General features: G+C 67.1%; 24 protein-coding genes and 1 pseudogene. 15 read left to right on the top strand and 10 right to left on the bottom strand.

The annotated features are described in order from the left end of the window. The first annotated feature begins 614 nt into the window (after positions 1-614). Entirely contained in the window at positions 615-1499 is an 885-nt protein-coding gene (locus tag ABZU99_RS24035) for a DNA/RNA non-specific endonuclease (protein ID WP_356046542.1), read from the top strand. Positions 1500-1629: 130 nt separating this feature from the next. Beyond that, positions 1630-2160 (top strand): hypothetical protein, encoded by a 531-nt coding sequence (locus ABZU99_RS24040; RefSeq protein ID WP_356046540.1) that lies wholly within the window; start codon positions 1630-1632, stop codon positions 2158-2160. Between the two features lie 62 nt (positions 2161-2222). On the opposite strand, the gene ABZU99_RS24045 is transcribed toward ABZU99_RS24040, so the two are convergent. Continuing rightward, on the bottom strand, positions 2223-3122 hold the full coding sequence (locus ABZU99_RS24045) for an SMI1/KNR4 family protein (protein ID WP_356046538.1): 900 nt from the start codon (positions 3120-3122) through the stop codon (positions 2223-2225). Positions 3123-3630: 508 nt separating this feature from the next. On the opposite strand from ABZU99_RS24045, the gene ABZU99_RS24050 reads away from it, so the two are divergent. Further along, positions 3631-4119, top strand: coding sequence for a hypothetical protein (locus ABZU99_RS24050; protein WP_356046536.1), 489 nt, complete (start codon positions 3631-3633; stop codon positions 4117-4119). Positions 4120-4139: 20 nt separating this feature from the next. On the opposite strand, the gene ABZU99_RS24055 is transcribed toward ABZU99_RS24050, so the two are convergent. The 6 genes from ABZU99_RS24055 to ABZU99_RS24080 all read right to left on the bottom strand — a co-directional run bounded on the left by ABZU99_RS24055 (position 4140) and on the right by ABZU99_RS24080 (position 12036). Then, positions 4140-5207: a hypothetical protein gene (locus tag ABZU99_RS24055; protein ID WP_356046534.1), complete on the bottom strand. Its 1068-nt coding sequence runs from the start codon at positions 5205-5207 to the stop codon at positions 4140-4142. Between the two features lie 731 nt (positions 5208-5938). Further along, complete coding sequence (locus ABZU99_RS24060) at positions 5939-8260, bottom strand: ATP-dependent RecD-like DNA helicase (protein WP_356046532.1); 2322 nt, start codon at positions 8258-8260, stop codon at positions 5939-5941. A gap of 221 nt (positions 8261-8481) precedes the next feature. Next, positions 8482-9060, bottom strand: coding sequence for an SLOG family protein (locus tag ABZU99_RS24065; protein WP_356046531.1), 579 nt, complete (start codon positions 9058-9060; stop codon positions 8482-8484). Further along, on the bottom strand, positions 9057-9935 hold the full coding sequence (locus ABZU99_RS24070) for a DUF6083 domain-containing protein (RefSeq protein WP_356046529.1): 879 nt from the start codon (positions 9933-9935) through the stop codon (positions 9057-9059). Before ABZU99_RS24070 ends, ABZU99_RS24065 begins: the two co-directional genes overlap by 4 nt. A 179-nt stretch (positions 9936-10114) precedes the next feature. Then, entirely contained in the window at positions 10115-10378 is a 264-nt protein-coding gene (locus ABZU99_RS24075) for a helix-turn-helix transcriptional regulator (protein WP_356046527.1), read from the bottom strand. Between the two features lie 905 nt (positions 10379-11283). After that, on the bottom strand, positions 11284-12036 hold the full coding sequence (locus tag ABZU99_RS24080; RefSeq protein ID WP_356046525.1) for a hypothetical protein: 753 nt from the start codon (positions 12034-12036) through the stop codon (positions 11284-11286). Between the two features lie 1143 nt (positions 12037-13179). Here ABZU99_RS24080 and ABZU99_RS24085 point away from each other — a divergent pair. The 9 genes from ABZU99_RS24085 (at position 13180) to ABZU99_RS24125 (ending at position 22278) form a co-directional block, all read left to right on the top strand. Further along, positions 13180-14112 carry a hypothetical protein gene (locus ABZU99_RS24085; protein WP_356046523.1) on the top strand — a complete coding sequence of 311 codons (933 nt, stop codon included), beginning with the start codon at positions 13180-13182 and terminating at the stop codon, positions 14110-14112. Between the two features lie 11 nt (positions 14113-14123). Beyond that, on the top strand, positions 14124-15866 hold the full coding sequence (locus tag ABZU99_RS24090; protein WP_356227990.1) for a sigma-70 family RNA polymerase sigma factor: 1743 nt from the start codon (positions 14124-14126) through the stop codon (positions 15864-15866). 561 nt (positions 15867-16427) lie between these two features. Further along, positions 16428-16946 (top strand): Pycsar system effector family protein, encoded by a 519-nt coding sequence (locus tag ABZU99_RS24095; RefSeq protein ID WP_356046519.1) that lies wholly within the window; start codon positions 16428-16430, stop codon positions 16944-16946. Positions 16947-17077: 131 nt separating this feature from the next. Further along, positions 17078-17653, top strand: coding sequence for a Crp/Fnr family transcriptional regulator (locus ABZU99_RS24100; RefSeq protein ID WP_355860259.1), 576 nt, complete (start codon positions 17078-17080; stop codon positions 17651-17653). A gap of 159 nt (positions 17654-17812) precedes the next feature. Beyond that, positions 17813-18577: a hypothetical protein gene (locus ABZU99_RS24105; RefSeq protein WP_356046515.1), complete on the top strand. Its 765-nt coding sequence runs from the start codon at positions 17813-17815 to the stop codon at positions 18575-18577. Further along, entirely contained in the window at positions 18574-20595 is a 2022-nt protein-coding gene (locus tag ABZU99_RS24110) for a hypothetical protein (protein ID WP_356046513.1), read from the top strand. Before ABZU99_RS24105 ends, ABZU99_RS24110 begins: the two co-directional genes overlap by 4 nt. Positions 20596-20669: 74 nt before the next feature. Then, positions 20670-21353, top strand: coding sequence for a hypothetical protein (locus ABZU99_RS24115; RefSeq protein WP_356046511.1), 684 nt, complete (start codon positions 20670-20672; stop codon positions 21351-21353). After that, the gene (locus ABZU99_RS24120) at positions 21350-21706 is read left to right on the top strand and encodes a hypothetical protein (RefSeq protein WP_355860267.1); all 357 of its coding nucleotides are present in this window, start codon (positions 21350-21352) and stop codon (positions 21704-21706) included. The genes ABZU99_RS24115 and ABZU99_RS24120 overlap by 4 nt, the downstream gene beginning before the upstream one ends. 368 nt (positions 21707-22074) lie before the next feature. Then, positions 22075-22278, top strand: a complete 204-nt coding sequence (locus ABZU99_RS24125) for a hypothetical protein (RefSeq protein ID WP_356046509.1) — start codon at positions 22075-22077, stop codon at positions 22276-22278. A gap of 8 nt (positions 22279-22286) precedes the next feature. Here ABZU99_RS24125 and ABZU99_RS24130 read toward each other — a convergent pair whose 3' ends face one another. Then, a complete protein-coding gene (locus tag ABZU99_RS24130) occupies positions 22287-22463 on the bottom strand; it encodes a hypothetical protein (RefSeq protein WP_356046507.1) in 177 nt (58 codons plus the stop codon). Positions 22464-22817: 354 nt separating this feature from the next. On the opposite strand from ABZU99_RS24130, the pseudogene ABZU99_RS24135 reads away from it, so the two are divergent. The 3 genes and pseudogenes from ABZU99_RS24135 (at position 22818) to ABZU99_RS24145 (ending at position 23858) form a co-directional block, all read left to right on the top strand. Continuing rightward, a pseudogene (locus ABZU99_RS24135) lies at positions 22818-23151 on the top strand (helix-turn-helix transcriptional regulator). Between the two features lie 4 nt (positions 23152-23155). Then, positions 23156-23392: a hypothetical protein gene (locus ABZU99_RS24140; protein WP_356046505.1), complete on the top strand. Its 237-nt coding sequence runs from the start codon at positions 23156-23158 to the stop codon at positions 23390-23392. 64 nt (positions 23393-23456) lie between these two features. Beyond that, a complete protein-coding gene (locus tag ABZU99_RS24145; protein WP_356046503.1) occupies positions 23457-23858 on the top strand; it encodes a transposase in 402 nt (133 codons plus the stop codon). Between the two features lie 228 nt (positions 23859-24086). On the opposite strand, the gene ABZU99_RS24150 is transcribed toward ABZU99_RS24145, so the two are convergent. Together ABZU99_RS24150 and ABZU99_RS24155 are read right to left on the bottom strand one after the other, a co-directional pair. Further along, positions 24087-24782, bottom strand: coding sequence for a hypothetical protein (locus ABZU99_RS24150; protein ID WP_356046501.1), 696 nt, complete (start codon positions 24780-24782; stop codon positions 24087-24089). A gap of 3 nt (positions 24783-24785) precedes the next feature. Beyond that, complete coding sequence (locus ABZU99_RS24155; protein ID WP_356046499.1) at positions 24786-25319, bottom strand: sigma-70 family RNA polymerase sigma factor; 534 nt, start codon at positions 25317-25319, stop codon at positions 24786-24788. Between the last annotated feature and the right edge of the window lie 364 nt (positions 25320-25683).

Here is a 25683-nt window from a genome sequence, read left to right on the forward strand (position 1 = left end):
CGTGCCCCCACACTGTCGCCGACTGAGTTTGTGCCCCATACGATCCACAGTCCTGCGAGCAGGCAGAAGGCGAACCAACCCATCGCCGCCTGCCAGCCTCTTTAGAGGGCTTCTCGAAACTGAGTGTAGGGCTGGGTTCGTGCTGGTCAGGCATAGTGCCGGGGTGGGTGAGGTAGGTCCGGTGCGTCCGTGAAGATGGCGTGCTGGAAGTGTGTGATGGCGTCGGTGCTGGGGCTGCTGGAGGAGCGGGAGCGTGTGGCCCGGAAGCGGGTGGAGGAGTTGCAGGCCGAGCTGGAGGCGGCGCAGTGGGAGTGGGACGAGTGGCTGATCGCCCGCAGGCGGGTCGGCGAGGTGTGGGACGGGGGCGAGAGCGCAGGCCAGGACGGTGAGGCGGGGAAGACGCCAGAGGGGAACGAGGCCGCGGCGCCGTCGGCGGCGAGGCCCCAGCTCCATGCGCGACTCCGGCGACCCGTCGGCAGTCGTCCTGGGCTGGTAGCTGAACCCTCCTTGGCTCTCGGTGCCTGGCGCCCCGGGCAGGATGCCCTCTCACCCGTTCGGGTGGGAGGGAAGCGAGCGGCAGCGTGTGAGTCCAGGCGGCGCGGTACTACAACGCCATGGCCACTCATCCCGATCCCCCATCGCATGCGGAGACCGTGAGCCGCGAATCTCTGACGAACCGCAAGGGCTACAACCCACGGTTCCTGGGACCGGCCGTGCCGCTGCCCCTCCCTGCCGGCCCGGGCACCGAAACGGTGATCCTCCCCTACACCAACTTCAGCGTCGTCTTCCGTCCGGACCGACGACTGGCCGCCGCAACCGCCGTCACGATCGACGGTGCGCACCTCCTCGATGTGCCACGCAACGACGACTGGCGCTTCGACCCCCGCATCCCTGAAGCCCAGCAGGCCGGCCACCCCGTCTACAAAAACAACCCCCTGGACAAAGGACACCTGGTCCGCAGGCGCGATCCCGTATGGGGCCCGGATGCATCCACGGCGAACAGTGACACCTTCCACTACACCAACGCCGCTCCGCAGATGGACATCTTCAACCAGGGCAAAGAGCTCTGGCAGGGCTTGGAGAACTTTCTCCTCGACCACGCCGAACAGTTCGATCGCAAACTGACGGTATTCACCGGGCCGGTACTCGAGGACTCCGATCCGCCCTACCGGGGCATCCAAGTGCCCCTCCGCTTCTGGAAAGTCGCCGTATTTATGCAGGACGGGGACCTGGCCGCCACCGCCTACGTGCTCGACCAGAGCCCCGACCTCAGCAAAGACGCCGCTGCCCGCGCCATGGCTGAAGCCGCGCGAGCAGGAGATCCTCCCCCGCTCGGCGCTTTCCGCACCTTCCAGGTACCTGTCGCCGACATCGCTCGCCTCACCGGCCTCGACCTGGGACCACTGCCCGCCGCCGACCGGCTCCCCACCGCGGTACGCACCACACACCGCTGGACACTCCTGGAAACCTACGACGACATCACCGTGCACCCTTCATGAGCTGCCCATGAGCACCGCCAACCCATAACCGCGCGCTCCGGGAGAGCCCGCAGCAGCGTCGCCGGGCCGGAGACCGGTCTGTGGGCGGACTGACAGTGGCGCGCCCTGTCGAACACGGTGGCCGCGAAGGATGCAGGAGAAGATGCCCGACCACGCCGGTTCGGTGAAGTGGGACTCTCTCACGCACTACCTCGGCCCGGACACCACGGTGAAGAACAGCAGCGGCCAGCCGTGGTCGTCGAACGACAGCCGAGGACTGGTGTGCCCGAACGGCTGGGTCAAGCACCCGGCCGACGCGTCGCTGGGAACCCTGTCCTGCGACGAGTACGCCATGGCCACCACCCATGAGAGCGGCGGCTTCCCCGGCGGCGTCAACAAGGTGACCTCCGGCGACCAGTGCGCCCAGCTCTTCGCCGACAAGATGGGTGACGGAACCAGCAACGTCGGTCTGCTCGCCGACACGAGGACCGCCACGAACGGCCCCACCGGCAAGGAACGCTGCGGGAGGGCGTCGATCCCCGACGTCCAGAACGCGGGCGCTTTCCACGAGTTTCCGGCACCGTCGTGGCGGATGCTCGACAATGACGGGTTCTTCGTCAGCAACCCCGGCTTCGAACACTGCGCGAACGCCAACACCACCTGCGCCTGGCGCAAGGTGTAACAGCACCGCCTGAACACGCGTGTGGGGACCAGCCCCGGGCTGGTCCCCACACCTGCGTCAGCTCAGCCGGTGTACTCCACCCATGGATGGTCCGGATCGGGATGGGTCGGCGGCCCCCACACCAGGGCGCCGCCCGCAAGGCCCGGCCTGGAGCCAGTGACAAGGCCCGGCGCCTGCAGGGCGTCGGCTGTCTCTTCCAGGTAGGCGGTCAGCGACGCGTACTCGGTCCAGCGCTCAGCGTACCGGCTGAAATAGCCCAACTCACCCGTGGCGCTGTCCAGGTACAGGCCGGAGCTGCGGTCGTCGACCCAGTACGAGCAGAACGGAATCCACGACGGACACCACGTCGGGTCCTCATCACCACGGCTGCGCTGCTGGAACATCATCTGCATCCGGTAGAAGCCGGCCACCGCGTCCAGGTCCATCAGCGTGCGGTTGTCCAGCAGAAACCCCGCGCCGTACACGCCGCGGACACCGGCACGCAGATCCGCAGGGAGCCGCATGCCGAGCGTTCCTTCCAGCGCGGCGATCTCCTCCTCGGACGCACCGGCCTTGAGGGACTCGTACGACGCCGGGGCGTGCTCGCGCAGCCACGCTTCGATCCGCCGCCACGCGGCGGTCACCTGCCGCACCGCCGCCTCTTCCAGGCCGGGATCCGGCGCCTGGTCTTGGTCACCGTTGCCGGTGGCGGCCGGGTGTACCGCTGTAATGTCCCTGATCTGCACCTGGCCCTCCTCCAACAGCGGGGGGCCGTAGGCGTAGTGCACGTGCAGTGCCGGGCAGCCCTCGAAGGTGTCGCCGTCGATCTCCACGGTGTATAAGGACGGCTCGCCCTGCGAAGTACCCAGCAGGGGATCGTCTCCGAGCTGCGTACGCAGAACCTTCAGTGCATAACTGACGCCGCTGCCCAGCTCGTTGCAGCGGTCCTGTACGTACGGGGGTATGTCAACGGTCGTGGACATGGCGCGATGTCTCCCTGCGGTTGTCGCGTGGTCGCTGACGTGAGACTCGGATCGTAATCGAGGCCCCGGCGCCGCTCCGCAGGAAGCCGTGCTCACGAATCCGCTGACCCTACGGGTGCTCGAACACCGGTCGGCACCGGCGCCCCTTGGCCGTGGGGCATCGCCGGTGGCCGGTCGGCTCCAGACCTCGTATCTCCAGGTGCCGGCCGGGGCGGGCCGGCGACCGGATCGAGGCCGCGCAGCTGGCAGCGGGGAAGACGCCCGCGGCCCCGCGCAGCCGGCCCGTCCAGGTCGGCTGCGCCGGGCCGGACGAGCCCAGACGTCTGGCTGAGGAGGTGGTGCTGGCGCTCTCTTCGAGTACCTGGAAATCTTCCACAACCGCCAGCGCAGACACTCCGCGCATGACGAACTCAGCCGCCGGAGCGAGTGGCATCTGAGGAGATTTCAAAGTTATTTTTGTTCGATATGATTGGGAGGTCGAGTGCGAGTGAGTGAGTGAGGAGAGACGGTGGCATTACTGGTCCGGCAGCAAAGCCTGGAGATCCCTGTGGATTTCTTCGGATTTTCCTTGCAGGACGGAGATGACACGCAGGTTCCCGTCCCGTTTCCGGACGACAGCCTGGATGGGGGCGGGGGGTTCCTGACGGCTTTTGAGGGGCGGGTGGACGTCAAGAGTGCTGGCCATACACACCGGGCGCTTTTGAAGGCGGAAGTCTGGGAGGGGGAGCCGCCGGCCGACGATAGTCAGGCGTGGGAAGCGCAGGGAGAGGTGGAGATTCGCTCGACCTCGGGGACGCTGGCCGTTTGGGTCGTTGGCGGTGCTACGGAGGAGGACCTCGATCTCGGCCGTCCTGGCGTTTTGTGGAAGCTCCGGCTTTACTGTGCGGGCCGTGAAGAGGTGGCCCGGCTCGCCGAGCTGGGGGTTCCGCACGGCGTCGAGCGTTACGTGGCCAAGTTCTGGTCTGTTTCGCCTGAGGGTGGGGGCTCAGGCGTGTAGCGCCTGAGCCCCCACGGGGCTCAGGTGATCTTGACGAGGAATCCGTCGAGTTCTTCCGTGCCGATCCTGCCGTCGATGATGCGGTTTTTGGTCAGGAAACCTGCAAGGATAGATCCGGCGTTGCCGTTGTCTTCCTTGGGCAACGGCATAGCCGAGTAATTATCTTTGGGGGTTGATGGTTCATACTGCGGGAGCGCTTGAGCGCAGCCCTCGTATGTGATGGCGAAGGGATATTCGTCGCACTGCTTCTTTCCACCCTCTGTGTAGCCGTCCCCCCAGTACTCCCGGCATACCCTGATGGCTTCGGCCCGGTTTTTGTCTCTGCGTGCTCCGTCATGGTAGAGCCGGTGCAGCTTGTGGTCGGGATCGAAGCCAGGGACCTTCTTTCTGGAGTTTACTGGTTTGGTGTCCCGGGGCGTGGTGTGCGCCTTCTGGAGGTGCTGTGCCACAGCTCTCTCGGGAGCTCCTGCCTGGGAGCTGTAAGGAAGGTGGACGGCCACGGGGAAAGCAGCGCCGCCCTTCTTCTTGGGGTTCCCCCCACCGCCTGAGTTGTACAGGTACTTGGCGGCGTCCCATTGCGCGGCAAGGAACCCTACGCGGACTTTCCCGTCGCCTTCCCGTATGACCCATTGAGGCGGGATGATGATGTTGATATACGGCTGGTAGGCCATGGCGATATGGTCGTCCTTGCCCCGTCCCTGGCCTGCGTCGAAGATGACGCTGTGCTGGTATTTCGGGCTGGCCTTAAGTGCGTTGAAGGTCTTGGTGGGAGGTATGGAGCCTCCCTCGCGCTTACGTGCACTGGACGGCCAGGACTGCATATTCACATCAGTGTTGACTTTCAGTCCGCCAGCGCCTGTCCTCCCCAGATTTTTGAAGTCAGTGAAGAGGTACTGGTAGTGGACCGTGCGGTCCTTCCGGTCCGGCACCGTGGAGATGACCCACAGAGTAAAGGAACTCTGCCCTGTCGGCTCCCCGTTTCTCGCCCATGTCTGGATCATCTGGATGCCGGCGCACATCGCGAAACGCGACTTCAGATAGAAGACCTTCCCGCCCTGGAGCCCCCTTTTGCACTCGGCCTGGGTCATGGACCGGGGCGGTTCCGGGTAGGTCGGGCGTGCCGTGGGTGACAGGGTGATGGGGCGGGTGTCCGCCATAGCGGATGGCATGTCAGATACGGGGAGGTGAGCGGCCGCAGGGCCGACTGTCTCCATCGGGAGCTCGCCCCCCACGGGCTTCCGCGGCTGTGCCAGGCTTGCCTTTCCTGATTGCAGGTCCTTCAGTGACGGGATGTTCTCACTCACCGGCATGGTGTACATCCCCACGGTTTGCGGCTGGTCACTGCTCTCGGCCGCTGCTGCGGGCGCTGCCCCTGCAATGAGCATTACGGCCGCCAAGGCCCCCCGTATTCGGCCGGGTTTGCCCGCGACCACACTCACGGAGCGCATCACGCCTTCATCCCCTCCTTGCGCGACATCTGACTGGGCCTACTGCCCAGTAGCGGGAGTCAAGAGATACACCGCCCAGGGGATGTACCCAGTACTCCGACACGGAGGTGGCTGATTAGGACGGCGATGATGACCGAATCCGCCGTCACAGGTGTTTGATATCAGATTCAACCATACCGGCGTAGTGCGACGCTTCCTCAAACTGTGCTGCAGCTGAACTACCGTGTCGTGTCACCAGCTGCCAAGACCGTCATTCTCTCCGGTGCAGTCCTGGTATCACCGTGTTGGGCCTCGGGCTGTACCAGCTCCATGTGCGACTCCGGCGACCAGTGGGCAGTCGTCTTGGGGTGGAGACATGGTTGCGACCTCCCCTAGCTCAAGGCAAGTTGTCCCGCTGCGTGGATGACGCGCGGCTGGAGGGTGGCGGCGGTTTGCCGGCGGATGCGGTGTTCGAGTGCGGTGAACCGGTGTCGGGTGTGGGTGTTGGTCAGGGCTCGGTGAACGGCGGTGGCTTGTCCGGTGAGCACAACGCCGCGGCTGGCGCGGGTCACGGCGGTGTAGAGCAGGTTGCGTTGGAGGAGTTGACCGGCGGAGGTGGTCATGGGGATGACGACGTAGGGGTATTCGCTGCCTTGGGAGCGGTGGACGGTCAGGGCGTAGGCGTGGAGGAGTTCGTCGAGGTCGGTGAAGAGGTAGGGGATGGGCTCGCCGTCGGTCAGGGTGACGGTGAGTTGGTGGGCTTCGGGGTCGATGGCGGTGATGGTGCCGGTGGATCCGTTGAAGACGCCGTTATTGCCGCGGTGGGGCTGGTTGCGGATCTGCAGGACGCGGTCGCCGAGGCGGAAGATATGTCCCTCGTGGTGGTGCTGGGGCTTGTCCGGTGCGGGTGGGTTGAGGCAGGCCTGCAGGCGGGCATTGAGCGCGAGGGTGCCGGTGGCGTGGCGCCGGGCGGGGCAGAGGACTTGGATGTCGTCGGGCGCGGCGTTGAAGTGGTGCGGGATGTGGGTGGTGACGAGTTCTACGACGTGTTCGGCGATGGTGTCGGGGTTTTCCAGGGGGTGACAGCCGAAGACTCCTGGTGCGGGGAGGGGCGGGAGGCCGCGCAGGATGCGGTGGGCGTTGTCGATGATGGCGGCGCTTGCGTCGTCCTGGCGGAAGATGTGGGTGAGGTGGGTGCGGGGGATGTCGGGGACAGCGAGGAGGTCGCGCAGGACGCGGCCGGGGCCGACGCTGGGGAGTTGGTCGGTGTCGCCGACCAGGAGCAGGTGGCATCCGGTCTGGATGGCCGCGGTGAGGCGGGCGGCGAGTTGGACGTCGAGCATGGAGGCTTCGTCGATGACGATGAGGTCGGCGGCTTCCAGCCTCGTGGGCTCATGAGACCGGTCGGTCGGAGCGGGCGGGGAGCTGATCAGGCGGTGGACGGTCGTGGCCGGGTGTCCGGTGGTCTCCTCCATGCGCTTGGCGGCTTTGCCGGTGGGGGCGGCCAGCGCGATGGTGAGGCCCGCTTGGTCGGCGAGGGTGACCAGGGTGCGCAGGGTGTGGGTCTTGCCGCAGCCGGGGCCTCCGGTCAGGACCGACACCGGTGTGGTGAGCGCGGTCAGGACGGCCTGCTGCTGCTCGTCGGTCAGGTCCTTGGGGGCAGCCTGGGTCAAGAGGCTAGTCCAGTCGGTGTGCTCGGCCAGGGTGGGCGGCGCCTGGTGGAGGCGCTGGATGTCCTGGGCCAGTCCGGTCTCGGCGCGGTACATGAAGGTGAGGCTGACAGCGGTGACGGCGCGGTGGACGTCGGCGTCTTCGAGGACGGGTGTGGGAAGGGATTCGATGACGGTGTCGCCGCGGGCGCGGAGGGTGTCCAGGGCCTGGCGCAGGATCGGGTCTTCGAGGATGTCCGCCATGGTGGGGTCATCGTCGGTCAGGAGGTGGCGGGTGCGGGCGAGGAGGACGCGTTCGGGCAGGTGGCAGTCGCCTCGGGCGCGGGCCTGGGTGAGGGTGTGGAGGAGGGCGGCTTGGAGGCGTTGGTCGCTGTGTTTGGGGATGCCGACGGCCAGGGCGATGCGGTCGGCGGTCTCGAAGCCGATGCCGTGGATGTCGCGGCACAGCTGATAGGGCGTGTGGCGGACGACGTCCATGGGGTTGCGGTCGTCGTCGGTGTAGGTCTGGTAGATCTTGATGGCCAGGTGAGCGGGGATGCCCAGGCCTTGGAGGAAGACCATGATCTCGGCGATGGCCTTCTGGGTGTGCCAGGCCTGGGTGATGCGTTCCAGGCGGGTGGGGCCGATGCCGTGGACGTCCAGAAGGCGTTGGGGCTCGGTGTCGATGATGTGGAGGGTCTGGTCGCCGAATCGGTCGACGATCGCGGTGGCCAGTGCTTCGCCGATGCCGTGGATCAGTCCGGAGGCCAGGTAGAGACGTGTCGCGCGCCTGGTCGCCGGCCAGGTGCGCTCGCAGACCTCGGCCTTGAACTGGCGTCCGTAGCGGAGGTGGCGGGTCCAGGTGCCGGTCAGGCGAAGGCTCTCCCCCGGCTGCGTGCCGAACAGGGCTTTCCCGACCGCGGTGACCGTTCGCGGGTCGGGTGTGTCGTCGGCGACGGTCAGGCGGAGCACGGTGTGGTGGTCGTAGGTGACATGGACAAGGTGGTCGACGACTCCGTCGATCCGGTCACCGGCCGCGGGCGGTGGGGTGGGTAGCGCGGTCACAGAAGACTTCATTCCTTGCGGTGAGATGGGCGGGAGGGTGGCTCGTCCGGCGTGGTGGATGCTGAATGGCTGCGCGGGCGCTGTCAGGGTTGCGGGCTTCGGTCCTTGTGGTTGGGGTGGGTTGTGCGCCCCGTCAGCCAGAAACTGAAGGGGTGAGGGCCGGGGAACAGCCCCTGGCACTTCTCGAGGTGCATCGGCGCAGCGCCGGAGGGTGGTTCGGGTCAGGAGGGCGTCGGTGGCGGGGCGGGACACGATTGAAGGTGGGTTCGGGCCGGGTTGGTGCCGGGGACGGCGGGTGGAGCGGCGGTGGGTTCGGGCTGGTCGGGTCTGGGTGCGGGAGGGGGTGGGCCGGTGTAGTGGCTGAGGTGCAGCCACAGGCCTTTGTCGGGGTCGGCGGTGGGCACGAGCCAGACGGGGACACCGAGGGTGAGGGCGCGGCGGCACATGTCGTTGGTGCTGCCGGGGTGGGCGGGGTGGAGGTTCTCGTGGAAGGCGATGACCAGGCGGGGGCCTTCGTCGTGGAGTATCCGCTGGTTGCGTTCGGCTTCGCTCCAGCAGCGGGTGCGGGTGCGTCGGCCGGGGGCGGGGGCGAGGGGGTGGCAGCGGTGGCGCCAGGCGGGCAGGTCGTGGTGGGTGCACCAGTGGTGGGCGGCGCTCGCGGCGCCGGTGCCGGCGCCTTCGATGATGACGAGGTCGTTGCCGTGGCGGGCGGCCGCGCGGTCCAGGAGGGTGGTGATGGTGTCGGGCCAGGGCCAGCGGCGGCTGCCGCAGATCAGCACGCGGGAGTGGGAGTCCGTCATCCGCGGCCTTGGCAGGCGGGGTGTGGAAGGTCAGGCAGGTGGTGGCGGATGTGCTGGTGGTGGGTGCGGGGGTTGAAGGGTTCCCAGGTGGTGCGGGCGATGTCGGCGGCGTCCGGGGCGGTGGCGTGGGCGGTGCAGCGCTGGGCGCGCCAGCGCAGTTGTTCGCTGTAGGGCAGGTGCGTCAGGTCGTAAAGGGCCAGCCACAGTTCGGCGAGGGGGAGATGGCCGGGGTCGTGGTCGTGGTGGAGGGGGGTGAGGGTCCAGGTGCCGGGGAGGGCATCGGGGTCGAGGACAGGGTGAGGGCAGCGGCGGCGGGCACGGGTCTGGGCCACGCAGGGGATCTGTTCCAGTGGGCCGGGGGCGAGGTAGCGCAGGCACAGGAGTTGCACCACCGGCCGGAGCTCTGGCGCGGCCGGGTCGGGGGTTGGTGGGTCGGTGGACGGAGGTGGGAGTGGTGTGAAGCGGCCGGTGTCCTGCAGGCGGCGTGAGGTGAGGGCCAGGCTGCGCCGCAGGGCGTCCATCGTGCTGCCAGCGGATTCAGCGAGGGCGGCGGGGCAGAGCGCACGGTGGCGTACGCGGCACCAGGGTGAGCCGTCACCGGCGGGGTGGGCGATGCCGGCATCGACGTGCCAGCGCTGGTGTGGAGGCACGGCGACGGCTGGGAGTTCGGTGGGGTGGAGGGGGATGGGGTTGTGGTCGGCTGTGCGGTCGTACCACTCGATGCGGTTGCCGCAATCGGAGCATTGGCCTTGCTGGGCCGTGCGCAGGAGACGGGTGGGGCTGCCCGGGGCTACGCGCAGGAAGCGTGGGGGGCGGCGGTGTTTGTAGCTACCGTCCCAGGCCCGGTCGCCGACAGAGGTGTTGGTGGCGTGCATGCGCGGCAACCTGGCAGGCGACACGCCGTATCAAGCGCAGCGCTGCCGCCGATATCCCCCGCCTGGCCGCAACACACCGCACCCATGTTCCTGTTACGGCCTTCCATTCGGAGGGTCGTCGCTGGCTCGGGTGGTCATGCCAAGCGGGCCTCAGGCGGGACAGTGTTCGAACGGCCGGGTCAGGTTGCCGGCGGGGCGGGTGGTTCGTGGCCCGCGCAGAGGGTGCCCAGGAGGTGGTCGACGGGGGCACCGAGAGCGTGGGCGAGGGCGTGCCAAGTGGCGAGTGTGCCGATGGTGCGGCCCTGCTCGATCTCGATGAGGGTGCGGCGGGACAGGCCGCTGCGGGCGGCGAGTTCGTCGTAGGTCCATCCGCGTGCGGCCCGCAGCCGGGAGAGCTCAAGGCGGAGCTCATGGAGGTTGGGGTCGGGCGGGAAGATCGTCACCCGTCCATCGCACGGGGCAGACCCCTGCCCCGTCAGTGTAGACATCTGCCCTATTTCGGCGGGGTGTCCGCCGAATACTCAGGGCAGACGTCTTCACTAGCGTGTGCGGCCGCCAGCCCGCCCCCTCCCGGAAACGGGGTGCGGAGCAGAGCCGGCGACACGAAGCACGCAGGGAGGATGACGACGAATGGGATCCGGCAGGACCACGCGCCCGGGGCGGCGCACCTGGACAGTGGAGATCCGCACGCACTCCTGGGGGCGGGACCTACTGTGCGGCCATTGCGGCCCGGTTCCCGTCGGCACCGGGCCTCCGGGTATCCACGCTCGCGCAGTGACTCACCTGGCCCAGCACGCACGCGCCGAAGCTCTCGCCCACCACTTGCGGACCTGCCAGTGCGGCGAACGCGCCTGCCGCTGGCATCCCCGGCACCGTGGCTGCGGCGGCCCCATGGTCCTGCTCTTTTGCCGCGACGACAGCGGGCGCCTGTGGCGGCTGGCCGACACCTGCCGCACCTGCGCGACCACCACCGCGCATGCGGTGGTCGTCACCGAACCTCTTCGCCACTCCCCCGCCGCACCCCGCCCTCTACGGCTGCTGTCGCCCACGGACCATGCCGCTGCCGCATCCCGCCAGGACCCCAGCACGCCCATCACCTCCGAGAGTTCCTTGTGTGAGCAAGGCCCTGAGGAAGTCCTGTGCTGGTCCGATCCCTGGGCCTACGGTTGAGAGCGATGACGGACCGGGCGCCGGGTAGGCCCACGAGGCGGCCAGCGCGGCCCATGCTGCCTCTTCCCTTCACCTCCGCCCTGTGGTCGCGCGGACTGCGGGGTGCCGATCAGGAGCTCGGGCTTGTGCAGGTCGGCGGCGCGATGAGGTGACGTACCAGCAGCCCGCTCGCTCCGTGTCAGCGATCGGCGGCTGACCGGGTGGGGACGGCGGCCGTCGCAGCTGCAGTGAGTACATGGAGATCGAGGATTCCCTGCCACAACCCGTCGGCGGTGCTGGGACTGAGGGTCACTGTCTCCGTCCATCCGTCGTAGCGTTGTTCGCCGTCGAGAACCGGGTGCCAGCCCTGCGACCTCCACTCGGCAAGGACCTGCTTCTCCAGCAACTCGGCCTCGCGACCCACCGTAAAGCTGAGCATGGCGTACCGGGCCCAGCCACGGCGTTCGTGTTTCTCGATTCGGCCGGTGCCGAGATTACAGATGCCGACCTTAGCGGCCTGCAGGCGCTCGTTCGTCAGGAGGTAGAGCAAGCCAGGCTGGCCGCGCTGAAAGCCGTGCTCGGCGCACTCGGAACACCCGGTGCCGCGGCCGGTGACGCTGCTCAGAGTGGGATACACGATGCTCTGGCAGTTTTGGCACTGGCACTTCCACGGCTCGCGCACGCCCGGGTAGGGGACCTGCGGGAGCAGGCTCGCCTGGTTGACCATGATGTCATGCGCGGTGAGCGCGTCGATGACCACACCAGCGCACCACTTGCACGCCTGGGCCCCGCGCCGCACCCAGCCCAGCCGCGGATAGATGATCCTGTCTGCAGGCCCAGGACAGTGCTCGGCCAGACAGCGCGATCGCCAGCGCTCGTTCACGCCCGGATAATCCTGCAAGGGCTGAACACCGGCTGCCAGCATCTCCGCGACGGCCTGCCGCTCGGGCACCCTGGCCCTCCCGCCGCAGTGCCGGCACCCGCCCTGACCGTTAAGCACCACGTTCGCGTAGGACGGCGTGATGTCGTCTGCCCCGCAGGCCAGACACTCGCACCGCCAGGGTCTCCAGGCTCCCTCGTAGCCCTCCAGCGGCTTTATCCCACGTTCGGTCATCTGCTGCGCTGCGCGCTCCGGTCGTATCGCGACGCGCGCGCAGTACTTACAGGCGGAGATCTTGCTCACTCGTGCGTCGCTCAGGCGGGGCCGGATGTCGGCCGAATCGCCCATCCATAGTCCCGGGCACAGGGCGCTCAGGCAGCGGCAGCGCCAGGGCACATCCACTCCGGGGAAGGGCTCTAACGGTTCGACGCCCGCGACCCGCATCGCCTTCACGGCCTCATCGTGCGGCGTGCGCCTCGCCTCAGCCGCCTTCCGCCGTCCGCATGGCTTGCAACCGCCGGAGCCTGGCCGCATGACGTTCCTGTAGACCGGGGTGACGAAGGACCCGCACTCCATGCAAACGCATAACCACCCTTTACCCGCACCGGGCCAGCCCGAGACTGGCCACACCCCCTTTCGGATCATCGCCAACTTGGCCTCGCCAGGATCGAGATAACGTGGCATGGAAACTCCCGGACAGATCATCGGCCCTCATCTGCCTGGCAAGTATGGCGCATATCGGGTGACGCCGTAGCCGGACGGACAACCTGCCTGCGGCGAAACCACAGCCACAGCCCTGAGTTGTAGGGGAAATAACGCATGCGTCGTGCCACGCTGCTGGATATTTTGCCGCCAAGCAGAGCACTCGGCGAGTGCTTCCTCGTGAAGACAGGATGACAATCCCCCTTGGGCGAAACGCATCCCGTGCGGCGACCCTCCGTGGCCTTCCGAGGAAAAAAGAAATCGTCGACGATTCCTCGACCATAGTAAAAGCTCTACTCCTGCGACAAATGCACCCCGCAGCACCTTGTCGTTAGCGAGCGTTTGCACCTTGCCCAAGCCCGCTCACGGTCACCTGCGCCCCAGGCGAACCGCACGCGATATCGGACAGCGTCGGGCGATCATTTCCAAGCACGAAACGATCAATTCCCGTCAACGACGGAGTACTTGATCGCGCCAGTAGCCACTGGCGGTTCACGGAGTATCCAACTCCGCTTGGCGGACGCCGCCCTGACCGTGTTAGATGCGGTTCGAGGTGCATCCGATTCCTGCCCGGAGCGCGATCACCGCAGTAATCCAACCCTCTCGGAGATCATTGAGGAGGCCATGGTGGCCTACCCGTTCGACCCCGCGGCGCAAGGCACCGCGGGGCATCCGCCGATCGTGCTTGAGCTGTACGGATGCAAGATCGGCCGCCGTAATCTGACCCGTATCGCGCGTTACGTGACGCGGCAGTTCGACCCGACCGAGGTCAAGTTCGCGACGGTGCGCAATGTGCCATATCCGCGGCCGTTCGAGGCGGTAACACTGCAAGAACTCCTCAACGACGAGGACGTACGGGACGGTACGCCCGTCGGCGAGCCCGTCGAGCTGGACAATCTGATGATCAAGGGCCAGTCGGTCTCGGGCCGGGCGCTCATCGTGGAGATCACCAGCACCATCGTGACGGTGCGTGTGCGGGGCGGCGACGACGACTGGGAGAGGGGGCGAACCGACGAGCTCCGCAAGGTGCTCACCGAGACCAGGCCCCGGTTCTGCCCGACGTCCGCGCCGTCGCGCACCATCGGGACGATCGCGGGCGCCTTGGGGGGTCTGGGCGCGACAGTTATCACCGGCGTCGGCGTCAACGACCGCACGTTCTGGGGCCTGTTCCTGCTGGCCTGCATCGTCGTCACCTGTCCGCTCGTCGGATGGCTCGTCGCGGATCGCCTCTGCCATCGCATGCAAGTGCGGTTGTACAGCTCGGAGTCGGCTCCGAGCGGCTGGTGGAACCAATGGTCGGTCGCAACCAAAATCACGTTGGTGTCGACCGTCATCTCGCTCCTGGCGCTGGTCGCCTCGGCTGTGAATATCTACGTCTCACACGGGGACGCGGTGCGTAGCCGAGGGCTGCCGGTCACCCACCATCTCATGGAACGTGGTCGTTGATGCCGTCCGGCATGCAGCCTGACCTGGGCCAGGCCGCCGCAGACCTCTTCCGCGGCGGCTCGGGCCTGTCGGAGACGGCCTCGCACTCCGGCGCAGACAACGCAGCTAGCTTCACTGCGTTTTACACGGCGTACTTCGACCGGCTGGTCGCCGAAATGATCGCCCGCACGCGCAGCCGCGAGCGGGCAGAGGAGGCGGTTCAGGACGCCTTCGTGGCCGTCTACCGGGTCTGGGACAACATCGACGCTCCCGACCGGTATGTGCGCACCGTGCTGCGCAACAGCGAGGCGCAGCGGGCCCGCGAGCGGACTGCCTGCATCGTGGTGGGCGACTTCTCCGACCATGGCGGCGTCGAAGGTGATGTAGCCGAGAAGGTCGAGCGGCGGCTCACTGTCGTCGATGCGGTACGGCAACTGCCCGAGCAGCAGCAGCGGGCAATGGCTTTGTACTACTTGGCGGACCGCGACGTCGGAGACGTCGCCGACGAGCTCGGCATTGCCGCGAGCACCGTGCGTGTGCATCTGGCGCAGGCCCGCCGCCGACTGTACGCCCAATTCCGGCCAGAGTCAGTGGCGTCCAGACCTGCCCCCTCTCCCGCATCGGACGATTCGGCGGGCGGCGCCGGCCCACGCCGTTCTCGGGACAACGGGGCTAAGCGGTCCTCGTCGGCTGCCTCAACACGGCCGACGACGAACTTCGATACCGAGCTCTCACGGGCCGACCGATACGATCGGTATAGCGGAGTACTTCGACCGAGGCGACGGCGTGATGGCGGCCCGCGCCACGCGAAAATCCGGACGGATGTCTTGGGCTGCAACGATAGCCACTGCGCAGGGCATTACTTGCAGTCTTCTACGCAAAGAGTGTGGCCCGAAGGATTCCCCGTGCGTGGTGTGTATCGCTGGCCCGATTCAGTAAGCGAAGTACCTAGGTCTTTCGCACATCCCAGATCGCCCCATCCATACCGTGATTCTGGCATGTGGGGTCATCTACGTCTTATGGGTCGGCGCGTGTGCGAGTCTTCACCGGGTACGGGAAGTTCCGGAGGAACCACAATATGTTCTTGTCCCGTCGAGGGCAGGTACGCAACGCATAAGTATCCGTTCCCCTCTCTACGGGAAGTACTGACGCCTGTGAGCCTTGACGGCAGCCACGCGCTGCCGCCGTGTACTGATTGTGTATTCTACGAGCCCCTCCTCGTTTGGTGCGCCGCAGTATTCGGGCCACCAAGAACGCCACGACCTGTCGCCCGGGCCTGCCCAAGATGCACTGCCCTTGCGTCCCGAACAGGGATTGATAAGCGACCTGAGGCTGCCCAGTCACCGCAGACCGGCATCGCCAGGGCTCCCAGCGTTCAACTGATCGCACCAGGCCTCGTTCTCGTGCTGGCGATGCCCGCACTCGATGTTGCCTGCTTCTCCGCTTGCCAGCAGATGTCTGCCAAACCTACTTCTCACGAAGAGCTTGCCGTCGAGCGGGAAGAGTACTGTGCAACCCGCCAGCGCTCCCTGTGGCCGCGGCTGATGTCTGCCTGCTTCTCCAGGTCGCCGCGAGCCCTTTCTGCTCTAGCAGGAGGAGACGCACCATCGCCGTGGCAAGCCCACGAACTGCTCCCGTTCCTGTCAGCGCAAGGCCTGTGGGCCTCAGGTAGTCAGACCAAGCCCTCAACAGGGATCGCCGCTGTCAGCAGCGTAGCCGGGCTTCAGAGCCTGGCTCGATCATGCTGTTGGTTTACCCCGTGGGCATCATCTTGAGGACCATCCCGTGGCCTCGTCACAGCGCTGCGAGGTGAGGGCCGCACAGGCAGCAGGGCAGGGCTGATCAGCCCTGCCCTGCGCACTCAGCCGGTCTGCATCCGATTCTCTTTGCCCGGAGCGCGAATGACAGACCGATCCCTCTAGCGCGCCGCAAAGGCGCACCCGCCAGGCACCCGTTCAAAGGACCTGACGTAGTTAAGAGTACGGGAGAGCCTCAGACGCTTAGTTGGGCCGGAAAATTGTGCTCCGCCTGCGGGTGACATCGCCCGCCAGTGCGAGCATCAGCATCGCCTGGGCCGACAGGCACCGTGCCGCACCCCCGGCATCGCCACAAGACACCTGAGTAGAACGGTGGACCAACGTGCGAGCCATGGACATGCCGTACCGCTTCCACCTGCGCCTCCCGCCCCCAGGCGTTGTACTCAGGGGCAACCTTTCGCGCTTCACAGTGTGATGCGCCGAACAGGCGTCAGGCCCGGTGGAGTGCTGCCCCGCAAACGCCGTTCGCCCACTGTGGACCCACGTCGGAACTGTACTCGGTGGGTGGAGGGGATTTTCGTGTCTGAAGCGACGCCTGGCGATGCCGTGGCCGTGAACGTCGTGGTGGAAAAGAAGCTCGCCGGCAGGAGCGCCGAGATGTTCGTCGAGGTGCAGCGGGCTGACGCGAAGGCGGCGGCGCTGTGCGCAGTCGCAGGCGGCCTGCTGGCCGTCGTCGGCGCCGCGCTGGCAACACTGACACATGGCGCGCATCTGTCGAGTGCCGTCTTGGGGTGCTCCTGCGTTCTCCTCAGCGCGGCACTGGTGACCGCATTGCTGGCCATTCGTCCTGTGCTGCCGCATGGCAGCGCGCTGACGGGGCTGGAGAGGGCGCGCGCCGGGGCAACAGCGGAGGATGTCATGGCGGCATTTCAGGCCATGAGCAGTGGGGATCGCGTGCGGGTTGAAGCGGACCGTCTGTCGTTGCGGGCGAGTCTCGCCCGCAGGAAGTACCGGGCGATCAAGGCCTCTGTGGATCTGCTCATCACAGCCATCATCGTGACCGGAATCGGACTGTTGATCACCTATGCGGAAAGTTGAGAGCATCCCGTCTGTGACGGCCGCCACATGCCAGGGGGGATATGTATCAGCCTCATGCACGCCTCATCGGGGACCAGTTGTGGTCGACGCTACGCGAATTGGCCCCTGAACGCCTGCGCCCGACTAGGAGCATGCTTCTGCGCCAAGGAGACCCGGGCACGCAAGTGATCCTGCTGGCGTCCGGTTCGGCTCTGGTGACCCTGGCCGGCGCGCAAGGGCAGCGGACCCTGCTGGCCGTGCGAGGAGCCGGCGAGTTACTGGGCGAGCTCGCCGTCCTGGACGCGAAACCCCGCACGGCGTCCGTCATCGCCGCCGAACCGTGCCGCGTGCACCTCATCCCGGCTCCCGACTTCCTCGCGTTCGTTGACGAGCACGGGCTTTTGGCTCCACTGCTGCGCCATGCCATCGCCCGGGTCCGTGAGGCGGAGGTGGTCCGGCTCGAACTGGCGACCGCTGCTGTCCCTGTGCGGCTGGCCGCCGCACTGGGCCGGCTGGTTCGCGCAGCGTCCGCCAACGGCCTGCCGTATGCAGTACGGCTAACCCAGGAAGAGCTGTCCCAGCTCATCGGTGCCTCCCGCAACGCCGTGGGCTGCGCCATCAAGCCATGGCGGGAACGGGGCTGGGTCGACACCGAGGCGGGTGGCGGCCTCCTCATCCACGACATGGACTCCATCCAGGCACACGCACACGCCGACGAGCGGAGGTGATGCAGCACACCGTGGTGGTGCCCAGTGCTGGGCACCACCACGAGATCACCCCGGCCAGCATGAGTCGCCCACGGCAACTCATGCTGAACGAAAGGTGACTTCCCCTTGGATACAGCCAATGCTCCTGACGGCTTCGACGTCCCGCCCGAGCACGCTCTCATGGTCGTCGACATGATGCGCTACAGCCAGATCCCCGAAGCGAAGATGGCGGTCGTGCGTTCGGACCTGGACGACATCCTGTCCACCGAGTTCGCCGAAAGCCAGCTGCCCGACCCTCACTCACTAAGCGAGGCATTCAAGGACACCGGCGACGGCGCCATTACCGTCCTGCCCGCCCAGCATCTGGCACGTCTCGTCGACCCGCTGCTCACCAACCTCAACGCCGCCCTCCACCGCTACAACGCGCAGCGTCTGGCCAGCCATCCGGCCATCCGGCTTCGGGCCAGCGTCCACGTCGGACCGCTGACACCCGGGCACCGCGGCGACGCCATCAACGAGGCCTGCCGGCTCGCCGACAGCATCGTCGTGCGCCAGGCCATGGCCGCCGCGGTGGACAACGGCTCCTTCCTCGCCGCGGCCCTCTCGGAAACCGTCTACCGGCGAACGGTCCACGCCGGGCGCACCCGGAACCTCCATCAGCGCCAGTTCCTGCCGACCACGGCGCGGGTAGAGGGCAAGGAAGGTTTCGAGGAAGCCTGCAGGCTCCTCGTCCCCGGCATGGATCCGGTAGCGCTCACGCCCTACCTCACCGATCCGGACAATCAGTCGACCCCGCAGCCACAGAGCCCCGTATTCCAGGAGAACGCCGAGAGGAAGCAGGACGAAAGGCGCCAAGCCGACGTGAGGCAGAAGGGCAAGGCGAGCGGCAAGGCACGGATCGTGCAGGTCGGCGGAAACTACATCACTGGCCCGGAGCGGTCATGACGAGCACCGAGGGCGTCGTGACGATGCCGACCCAGCAGGCGGATGCTTCAGGCAATGCGCGCGTGACGCAGGTGGGCCGTGACTACGTGGAACACGTGCACCGGTACGTGCGCGGACGGGAATACCTGAGCGGAATCAGCATGGACGACCACGAGATGGACCTCGTGGAAAACGCGTTCGTCGATGTCCCCGGCCCCAACGGGCCCGGACAGGTCATACACGCCGTCAGCAAGCTGAAGCGCCCGCACTGTCCGAGCCATGCGCTGGTCCTCCTCGGAGAGACGGGCGCGGGACGACGCACAGCCGCGCTGCGGGTACTGCGCGATGCGGGAGTGCCCAGGGAGCGGATCCGCTGGCTTGTCCTGGACGAGGAACAGCCGCGCACCGAACAGATCCCGCACACAGATGGGCACGGCTTCGTCCTCGACCTGACGAGCTGTTCTGCGCTGCCCGAGGACTTCTACACCGGACTCGCCGACTACCAGAAGGAAGCCGAAGCGGCCGAAGCGTTCCTGATCATCCTGGCGACTCCCAGCACCTGGGATCCACGAACGTTCACCGCCGTGCCCACGGTGCGCTTGGCTCGCCCGCCGGCGAGAGAAATCGCCGAATCCCATCTGCGGCACCTGGCGGACGGCAGGCTGGACTGGCTGACCGGCGCTCCCCTCGACGCACTCCTCGCGGAGACGACCCAGGCATCCGACGCGGCTCGCCTCGCCCGTCTTGTCGCCCAGGCCAACGCAGACGACAAAGATGCGGTCAAACAGGAATTCACCAACTGGCAGGAACACCTGCGCCTTTGGTTCGAGAAACACTCAAAGCCAGAGGACCTGCGCGAGCGCGCGCTCCTGATCACCGCGGCGCTGCTGGAGGCCGCACCGGCCGAGATCGTGCTGGCTGCTGCGGACCAGCTCTTCGCAGAAGTCGGCGGAACCCTGCCGCCGGGCGGCGCGCTGGCTGGCCGGGATCTGAACGCGCGGCTTCGCACCATCCAGGCCGCACGCCTGGACGGCGAGAGCATCTCGCTGGACGCTAAGCGGCACGGACTGGCCCAAGCCGTTCTGAGCTACGTCTGGCAGCAGCGCCCCGCGCTGCGACAGCCGTTGCTGGAGTGGGCCTCGCGCATCACCACACCGCACGGAGTCGCCGTTCGTCATCTGCGACGCATCGCCGATGCCCTCGCTCTGCTGTCCCTGCTGCCCGGCGGCAGGACCGTCTTGGCCGTGGCGACTGACTGGATCGACACCGGCCGGTCAGCGCACCGGGAGCTGGCTGTCGACGTCCTGGAGGCCATGGCGCTCGACCCGGTCACGGGCGCCGGGGTTCGTAAGCAGTTGTACGACTGGGCCCATCAGAAGAGCACAAGCGAAGCGCTCGCCACGGCGGTTGCCGAGATCTGCGCGGGCAAGCTGGGCAAGATGTATCCGCGTGTCGCGCTGACCCGACTGCGCCTGCTGGCCTCACGGGACGACGGCCGAGCCCGCGAAGCGGTGGCCAAAGCGGTACGTGCTTTGGCTAGCATCCCGGAGCAGCGCACGCGGGTGCTGTCGGAGATCGTCGACTGGTCCGAATCCGCCGACGAGACAGTGCGCAGGGCCGGAACGAGCACCTTCCTCGCACTCGCAGAGGACCCGAACAGCACCCCTGCTTCAACAGCCACGGCACAGGAGACAGCCAACGCCTCCGACGAAGCGTTGATCTCGCAGTTCTTCATCCGCGGCTGGCGCGCGGCGCTGCTCGATCGTGCTACAGCCAAGAAGGCCTATGCCCATCTCGCAGGCTGGCTGGACTTCTCGGAGCTGCCAGACGACCAAGTACTCCCGCTCACAGCGGCAATACTGCGCGGGAGCATCGGCCAGGAGGGGCCTGCCGCACTCCTGGTGAGCCACGGGACCGATCTGGGGCGCACTCGACGCAGAACTCTGCTGGACCAACTGTTCGCTGAACAGTCGGCCTCCCTCACCGTCGTCGCCCCGGTCACCGAGCCACGCGGCGATGGCCTGACGACGACAGCGTGAGTCTCCTGCCCCGGCGCCGCAGAGCATCTTCCGTGCCTCCCCGGGCAGGCGGCGAAGGATCGCATCCGCTCGTCGTGAGCGGCGAGCGGATGCCCAGCCACATCGCCAGCGTGTTCTTCACTGTCAGCGTCGACGGTGCATGGCGCCCGACACCCGAGCAGGCACTGGACCACAGCGAACCGGGTGCGATCGCCGGTCATCATCTGCGTCAGCACCTCGCCCCCGTCCTGCGCCGGCACTCCGTCCTCAATCCCGCCGCCGCACGGGACGCCGCCAACACCGCCCTGGCCCGGTGGCTGCCTGCCGTTGCCGGGCTGGAGATCAGCGGGTCGGTACAGCTCACGGTCTCGGCCCGGGACCGCGAACTCGCCCAGGAACACATGCGCCGACAGCAAGCCGCCGATCTCGAACAAGAAGACGAGATGCGTCACCTGGCCCACCTGCAGCGCGTGCTGGCCGATCCAGACCTGCGCCGGGTGTGGTGGATCGCCCAGTACCCCGACCGCCACGAGGACCTCACCCGATTGGCAGACGCGCTAAAAGACCTGCCTCTTCCACAGGAGGCCCGGGACGACGGCATCCGCGGCGACATCCGCCGCTTCACCGACCGGCTCCTCACCACCCTGCACACACCCGAGCAGCGTGAGGTCCTCCTCCAAGCCCTCACCCAAGCCCTGCACACCCTCGGCCACCACGACCTGAAGACCACGGCCACCCACTGGCAGGCCGACAACACCCCCGGGAGCCCACCGGCATGAAGCTGTACACCACACGATGGCTACTGGCGCCCCTGCGGCAACTGCGCACCCGCCGACTCATGGCCCATCACGGACCGACCCTCCCCTACGACACCGCATGGGCCCTCATTACGCTATACACAGCACCCACCGAAACCGACCTCGTGCGAGCCTGGGCCCACGAGAACCCCAGCGCACCGCCGGGAATCCACTACGACCAAGACCACGACCTGGACGATGCGGAACGAGCCCGCCGGCACAGATGGCTACGCCGCCACGGCCACTCCCCCATCCAACTCCTCCACCTCGACACCGAACTGATCAAAGCCGCCGGCATCCACGTCCTCGACTGGGGCCCACCCGCCCACCAGTGACCAGATGCTGGCGCTGGCCGCTTTGGCAGCCGAGAGGGGGCTCCGCCTCGGGCCCGTTCAGGAGCCGGTCACGGGCCGGCCCCAGTCGGGTGTGTGTGGGAGTTGGGCGTGTTCCGTCGTTCCACCGGACGGTGATCTGGTCAGCTCTTGCGCGGGCCCCTCGCTGGAAAGCCCCTGCACTGCGGGGAGACCCTCCCCGCGCGCAACCCTTGGAATTCTCGCGATAGACGCGTGAATCTCAGCAATCAACGGGATTGCAGGTAACAGGACAGAGAGTCTTTGACCAGAGAAATGCCGTCCTCGCCCGAACAGACTCACCCTGGCTGTTCCCCGGAGGCCAGTCCGGCCGCCCGATCAGCGCCTGGGCCATGGGCGAACGGCTCCGCAAACTCGGCATCCGGCTCGCACAGACCCGCTCGACCGCACTCTTCCAGCTCGCCACCGAGCTGCCCGCCGCGGTCCTCGCCCGCACCCTCGGCATCGACATCACCGTCGCCGTCAAATGGCAGCGAGCCGCCGGCGGAGACTGGGCCGCCTACGCCGCCGAGATCAGCAAGCGGAATCAAGGCTGATCCAGGCTTCATCGGCGCCTCGTGGGCAGCACACGAAAGAAGTCTGCCAGCGCACGAATGATCGCTGGCCGTTCGCCGGGAGCCGCACCACGCAGCGTGATCACGAGGCTGATCAGACGGCTCACAGGAGCGATGGCAACGGCAACAAGGAACACGAGCGGATCGATGCTGGAAAGGAAGCCCACAGCAACCCCTTCAGCCTCGTCCAGCTGAAGGGTGAGGAACTCCCTCTGAGCAGGAGCCTCTCGATCTCCAACCGAACCAGGACATGACTGATCGGTTGAAGGTCTCTCCCGCCAGCGATGAGAGCTGACCAGCGGCGCCGGGGAAAGCTACTCAGACCCGTGATGACGACACCGCTGCGAAGGGATACTCCCCTTCCCACATCACGGAAGGTAGCACCACGAGCACACCCTTGGGAGGGTATTCGGACAGTTTCAATACCCGACTCCACCACTACACGTCCAGCAGACCCGCGTCGAGGACGCCTGGGTCGCCGGGACCGAGCGGGCCGCGAAGCGGCTGGAAGGGCTGATCCGATGAGGTGGAACCTGTGGTTGACAGCCGCGAACAAATGTATCTGAAAGGCATCCGAGCTCCAACGCGACCTGGGCGAGCACGGGTTGGTGATCTCGGCCGGGAAGATGTCCGGGCTGTGGTCCGGCCAGCCGGTCTGGCCTCGAGCTCGATGACCTCGACGTCATCTGCGTCGTCCTCGGCTGCGAGATCGGCGACCTGCTGATCCCCGAGCCGGACAAAGTCAGCCATCCAGGCCGGGGCGAGGAGACGGAGCGAGCGGCAGTCGGTGCGGGGACGGCCGCACCAGCTGTGGTCCCCAAGCGCCGGGACGGCCGGTCGCTGCCGCCGGAGTGAGCCGGTGGCACGCTTCCCGAAGGGGTACGTCAAGCCCACTGACTCCTGCGACAGCTGCCTGGCCTGGGGGAACTTCAGCGGCCGCCTCTGCCCGGCGTGCTACATGTTCGGCCGGAGCCATGACACGGCCGCCCGTGCCGGCTGCCGCCGCACCCAGCCGGTCAAGTGGGAATACTGCCGTCTGTGCTGGTGCCAGGCCCGCCTCAGCGCCAAGACCGCCGGCCGGCCGGCGGACGTGTGAAGCTTCTCCTTGTGACTGGACACCTGGAGACTGGGACATGAGGTTCCAGAGGAAGTAGTGCCAGGTGGGTAGTCAGTACTCGAAGCGGTATTCGGAGGAGTTCAAGCGGGACGCGATCGCGTTGGCCCGATCCTCGGACAAGACGATCACGGAGGTTGCGCGGGATCTGGGGGTGAGTGCGGAGAGTCTGTGCGGCTGGGTCGTCAAGCGTCACCGGATCGACCGCGGCGGGGGCATGTCGGGCGAGCTGACCAGTGCCGAGCGCGAGGAGCTCAAGCGGCTGCGCAGGCAGAACGCCGAGCAGCAGAAGACGATCGAGGTGCCGCGTGGCGACATGCCGGAGCCCCGGGGATGTCATGGCGGATTCCCCGGGGCTCTGTGTTGTTTGGCGAGTCAGAGGCGGTGCTGGATCCACCACTCGATCCACCAGAAGCCGAAGCCCACGGCGCCGGTGCCGATGCTGTAACAGGCGCCGCGCAGCACGTGTGCGGCGATGGCGCGTCGGCGTCGGGCGAACCAGCGCACGAGCCGGCCGGTTCGCCGTTTACTTCCCGATGGTTTGGAACTGAAGCTATTCTTCACGGAAGGTGCTCCTCTTTCTGCGGGGGTGCATCGTCGCGAGGGGCCCGTCTCGACCCGTTGGCCTAGGAACCGGGGTCGGTGAGCTGGGCTCCTTGTGCTTTTTTGGGGTGGGTCAGTGGCGGCCGGCGAAGGCGTGGAGCCGGTCGGCGAGCTGCTGGTCGGGGTGGCCTACCAGGCCGCCGTCCCCGTCGCGTTCGGCGAGGCGCTCCACTTCTGCGTCAAGGTCGGCGGTCGGGGCGGTGGTAGCGCCGTCGTGGTGGCGGACGTACTGCTCGAACGTTTTGAAGAACAGGGCGTCCAGGGCCTCGATGTCCTCACTGGTGCTGTCGTCTTGGGTGTTCTGTTCGCGTTCTCGCTTGGCCTGAAGCAGCCAGTGGGCCGCTTCGCGTTCCTCGCCGCGGCTGAGGTGGTGCAGGTGGAGGCAGTAGGCGGCGCCGCGGACGTCGGCGCCGGCGGCCAGTTCCCACCAAAATTGGGCACTTTCAGGATGGCCGGTGAGGTGCAGCAGGCAGGCGAAGACCTGCGCACCATGGACGTCCAGCGGTGCGGTGGTGTCGAGGGGGGTAGGAGCGGTCTCGTCCAGTTCGGTGACGAGCCGGTCGACGTGGGCGGCGGCGTGGGGGCTGGTGAGCCACCAGCGAGCCACGGCGTTCAGCCTCTGTCCGGCCTGCGGCGCTGGCTGTACCTCGATGCCGGGCAGGATGTAGCCGGCCTCCCGCGCCAGGCGCCGTAGTCCGGCGGCCACGTCGAAGCGGTGCTCGCGGACCGGCGGGGCCGCATCGGCCAGCAGCTGGTCAATGGTGGTCATGGGCTACTCCCCCTGGTTCCTGGTCTTGCGCGTGGTCCTGCCGGCCTTCTTCGTCCGGCTGGTCCTGTTGAGCGCCTGGGCCAGGCGCTCGCGGGCCTTGCGGCAGTGATAGTCGACGGTGCTGGTGGTGACGCCCATGTACCAGGCGATGTCCTCGGTGTTCTTGTCCAACCAGCCGCGCAGCACGACGGCGTCGAATTGCTTGGGCGGCAGTTTGGCGAGCGCTTCGTGGACCGGGTGGTCGCTGTTGATGAGCCTGGCCTGGGCGTCGAGGAGGGCCTGGGATATGACGACGCGTCGCATGATGGCCCAGGTCTGCTGCTGAAGGTTGCTCTCCGCCAGCAGCTCGTTCCAGTGCCGCAGGATCTCCAGGAAGGCCCGGTGGACCGCTTCCTCTGCGGCCTCTTCGGTCTTCAGGTGGACCAGCGCGTACTGGTGGTACGCCTCCTGGTTGGTGATGTAGTGCGCCTCGAACTCCAAGGGAAGGGTGAGCGGCGCCCTCACGGACGAGCTCCCGTCCTCGAAATGGTCGTTCACGTGGGTCCTCTTCTTCGAAGACTCGGCGGGGGCGGCGCCCGAACGCCTGGGCGCCGTAGGCCAAAGGGGGCCTGAACACCACCTAAGCCGCATTGACGCGTGGAGACGCATGGGCGAGACAAGAAAAAGCACTACGCGAAACACTACGAATGCGGAAAGTGATATTCGATACCGCTAAGTAACCGCCTGTGAGCTGAGCGTTTGCTTCACGCAAGGTCCAATCCAGAGTCCACGCAGGCACGCCCTGCAGTGGCCCACATCACAGCTTGAGGGGCGCGCACGGTGGCGTACGCGCCCCCTGATACCCCCCGTCCGTGTGATTTTTGCGGCAGCCACCAGCCCTGGGAGGAGCAGCCCGAACGCT

The organism is Streptomyces sp. NPDC005266 (assembly GCF_040607655.1).
Taxonomy (GTDB): Bacteria; Actinomycetota; Actinomycetes; order Streptomycetales; family Streptomycetaceae; genus Streptomyces.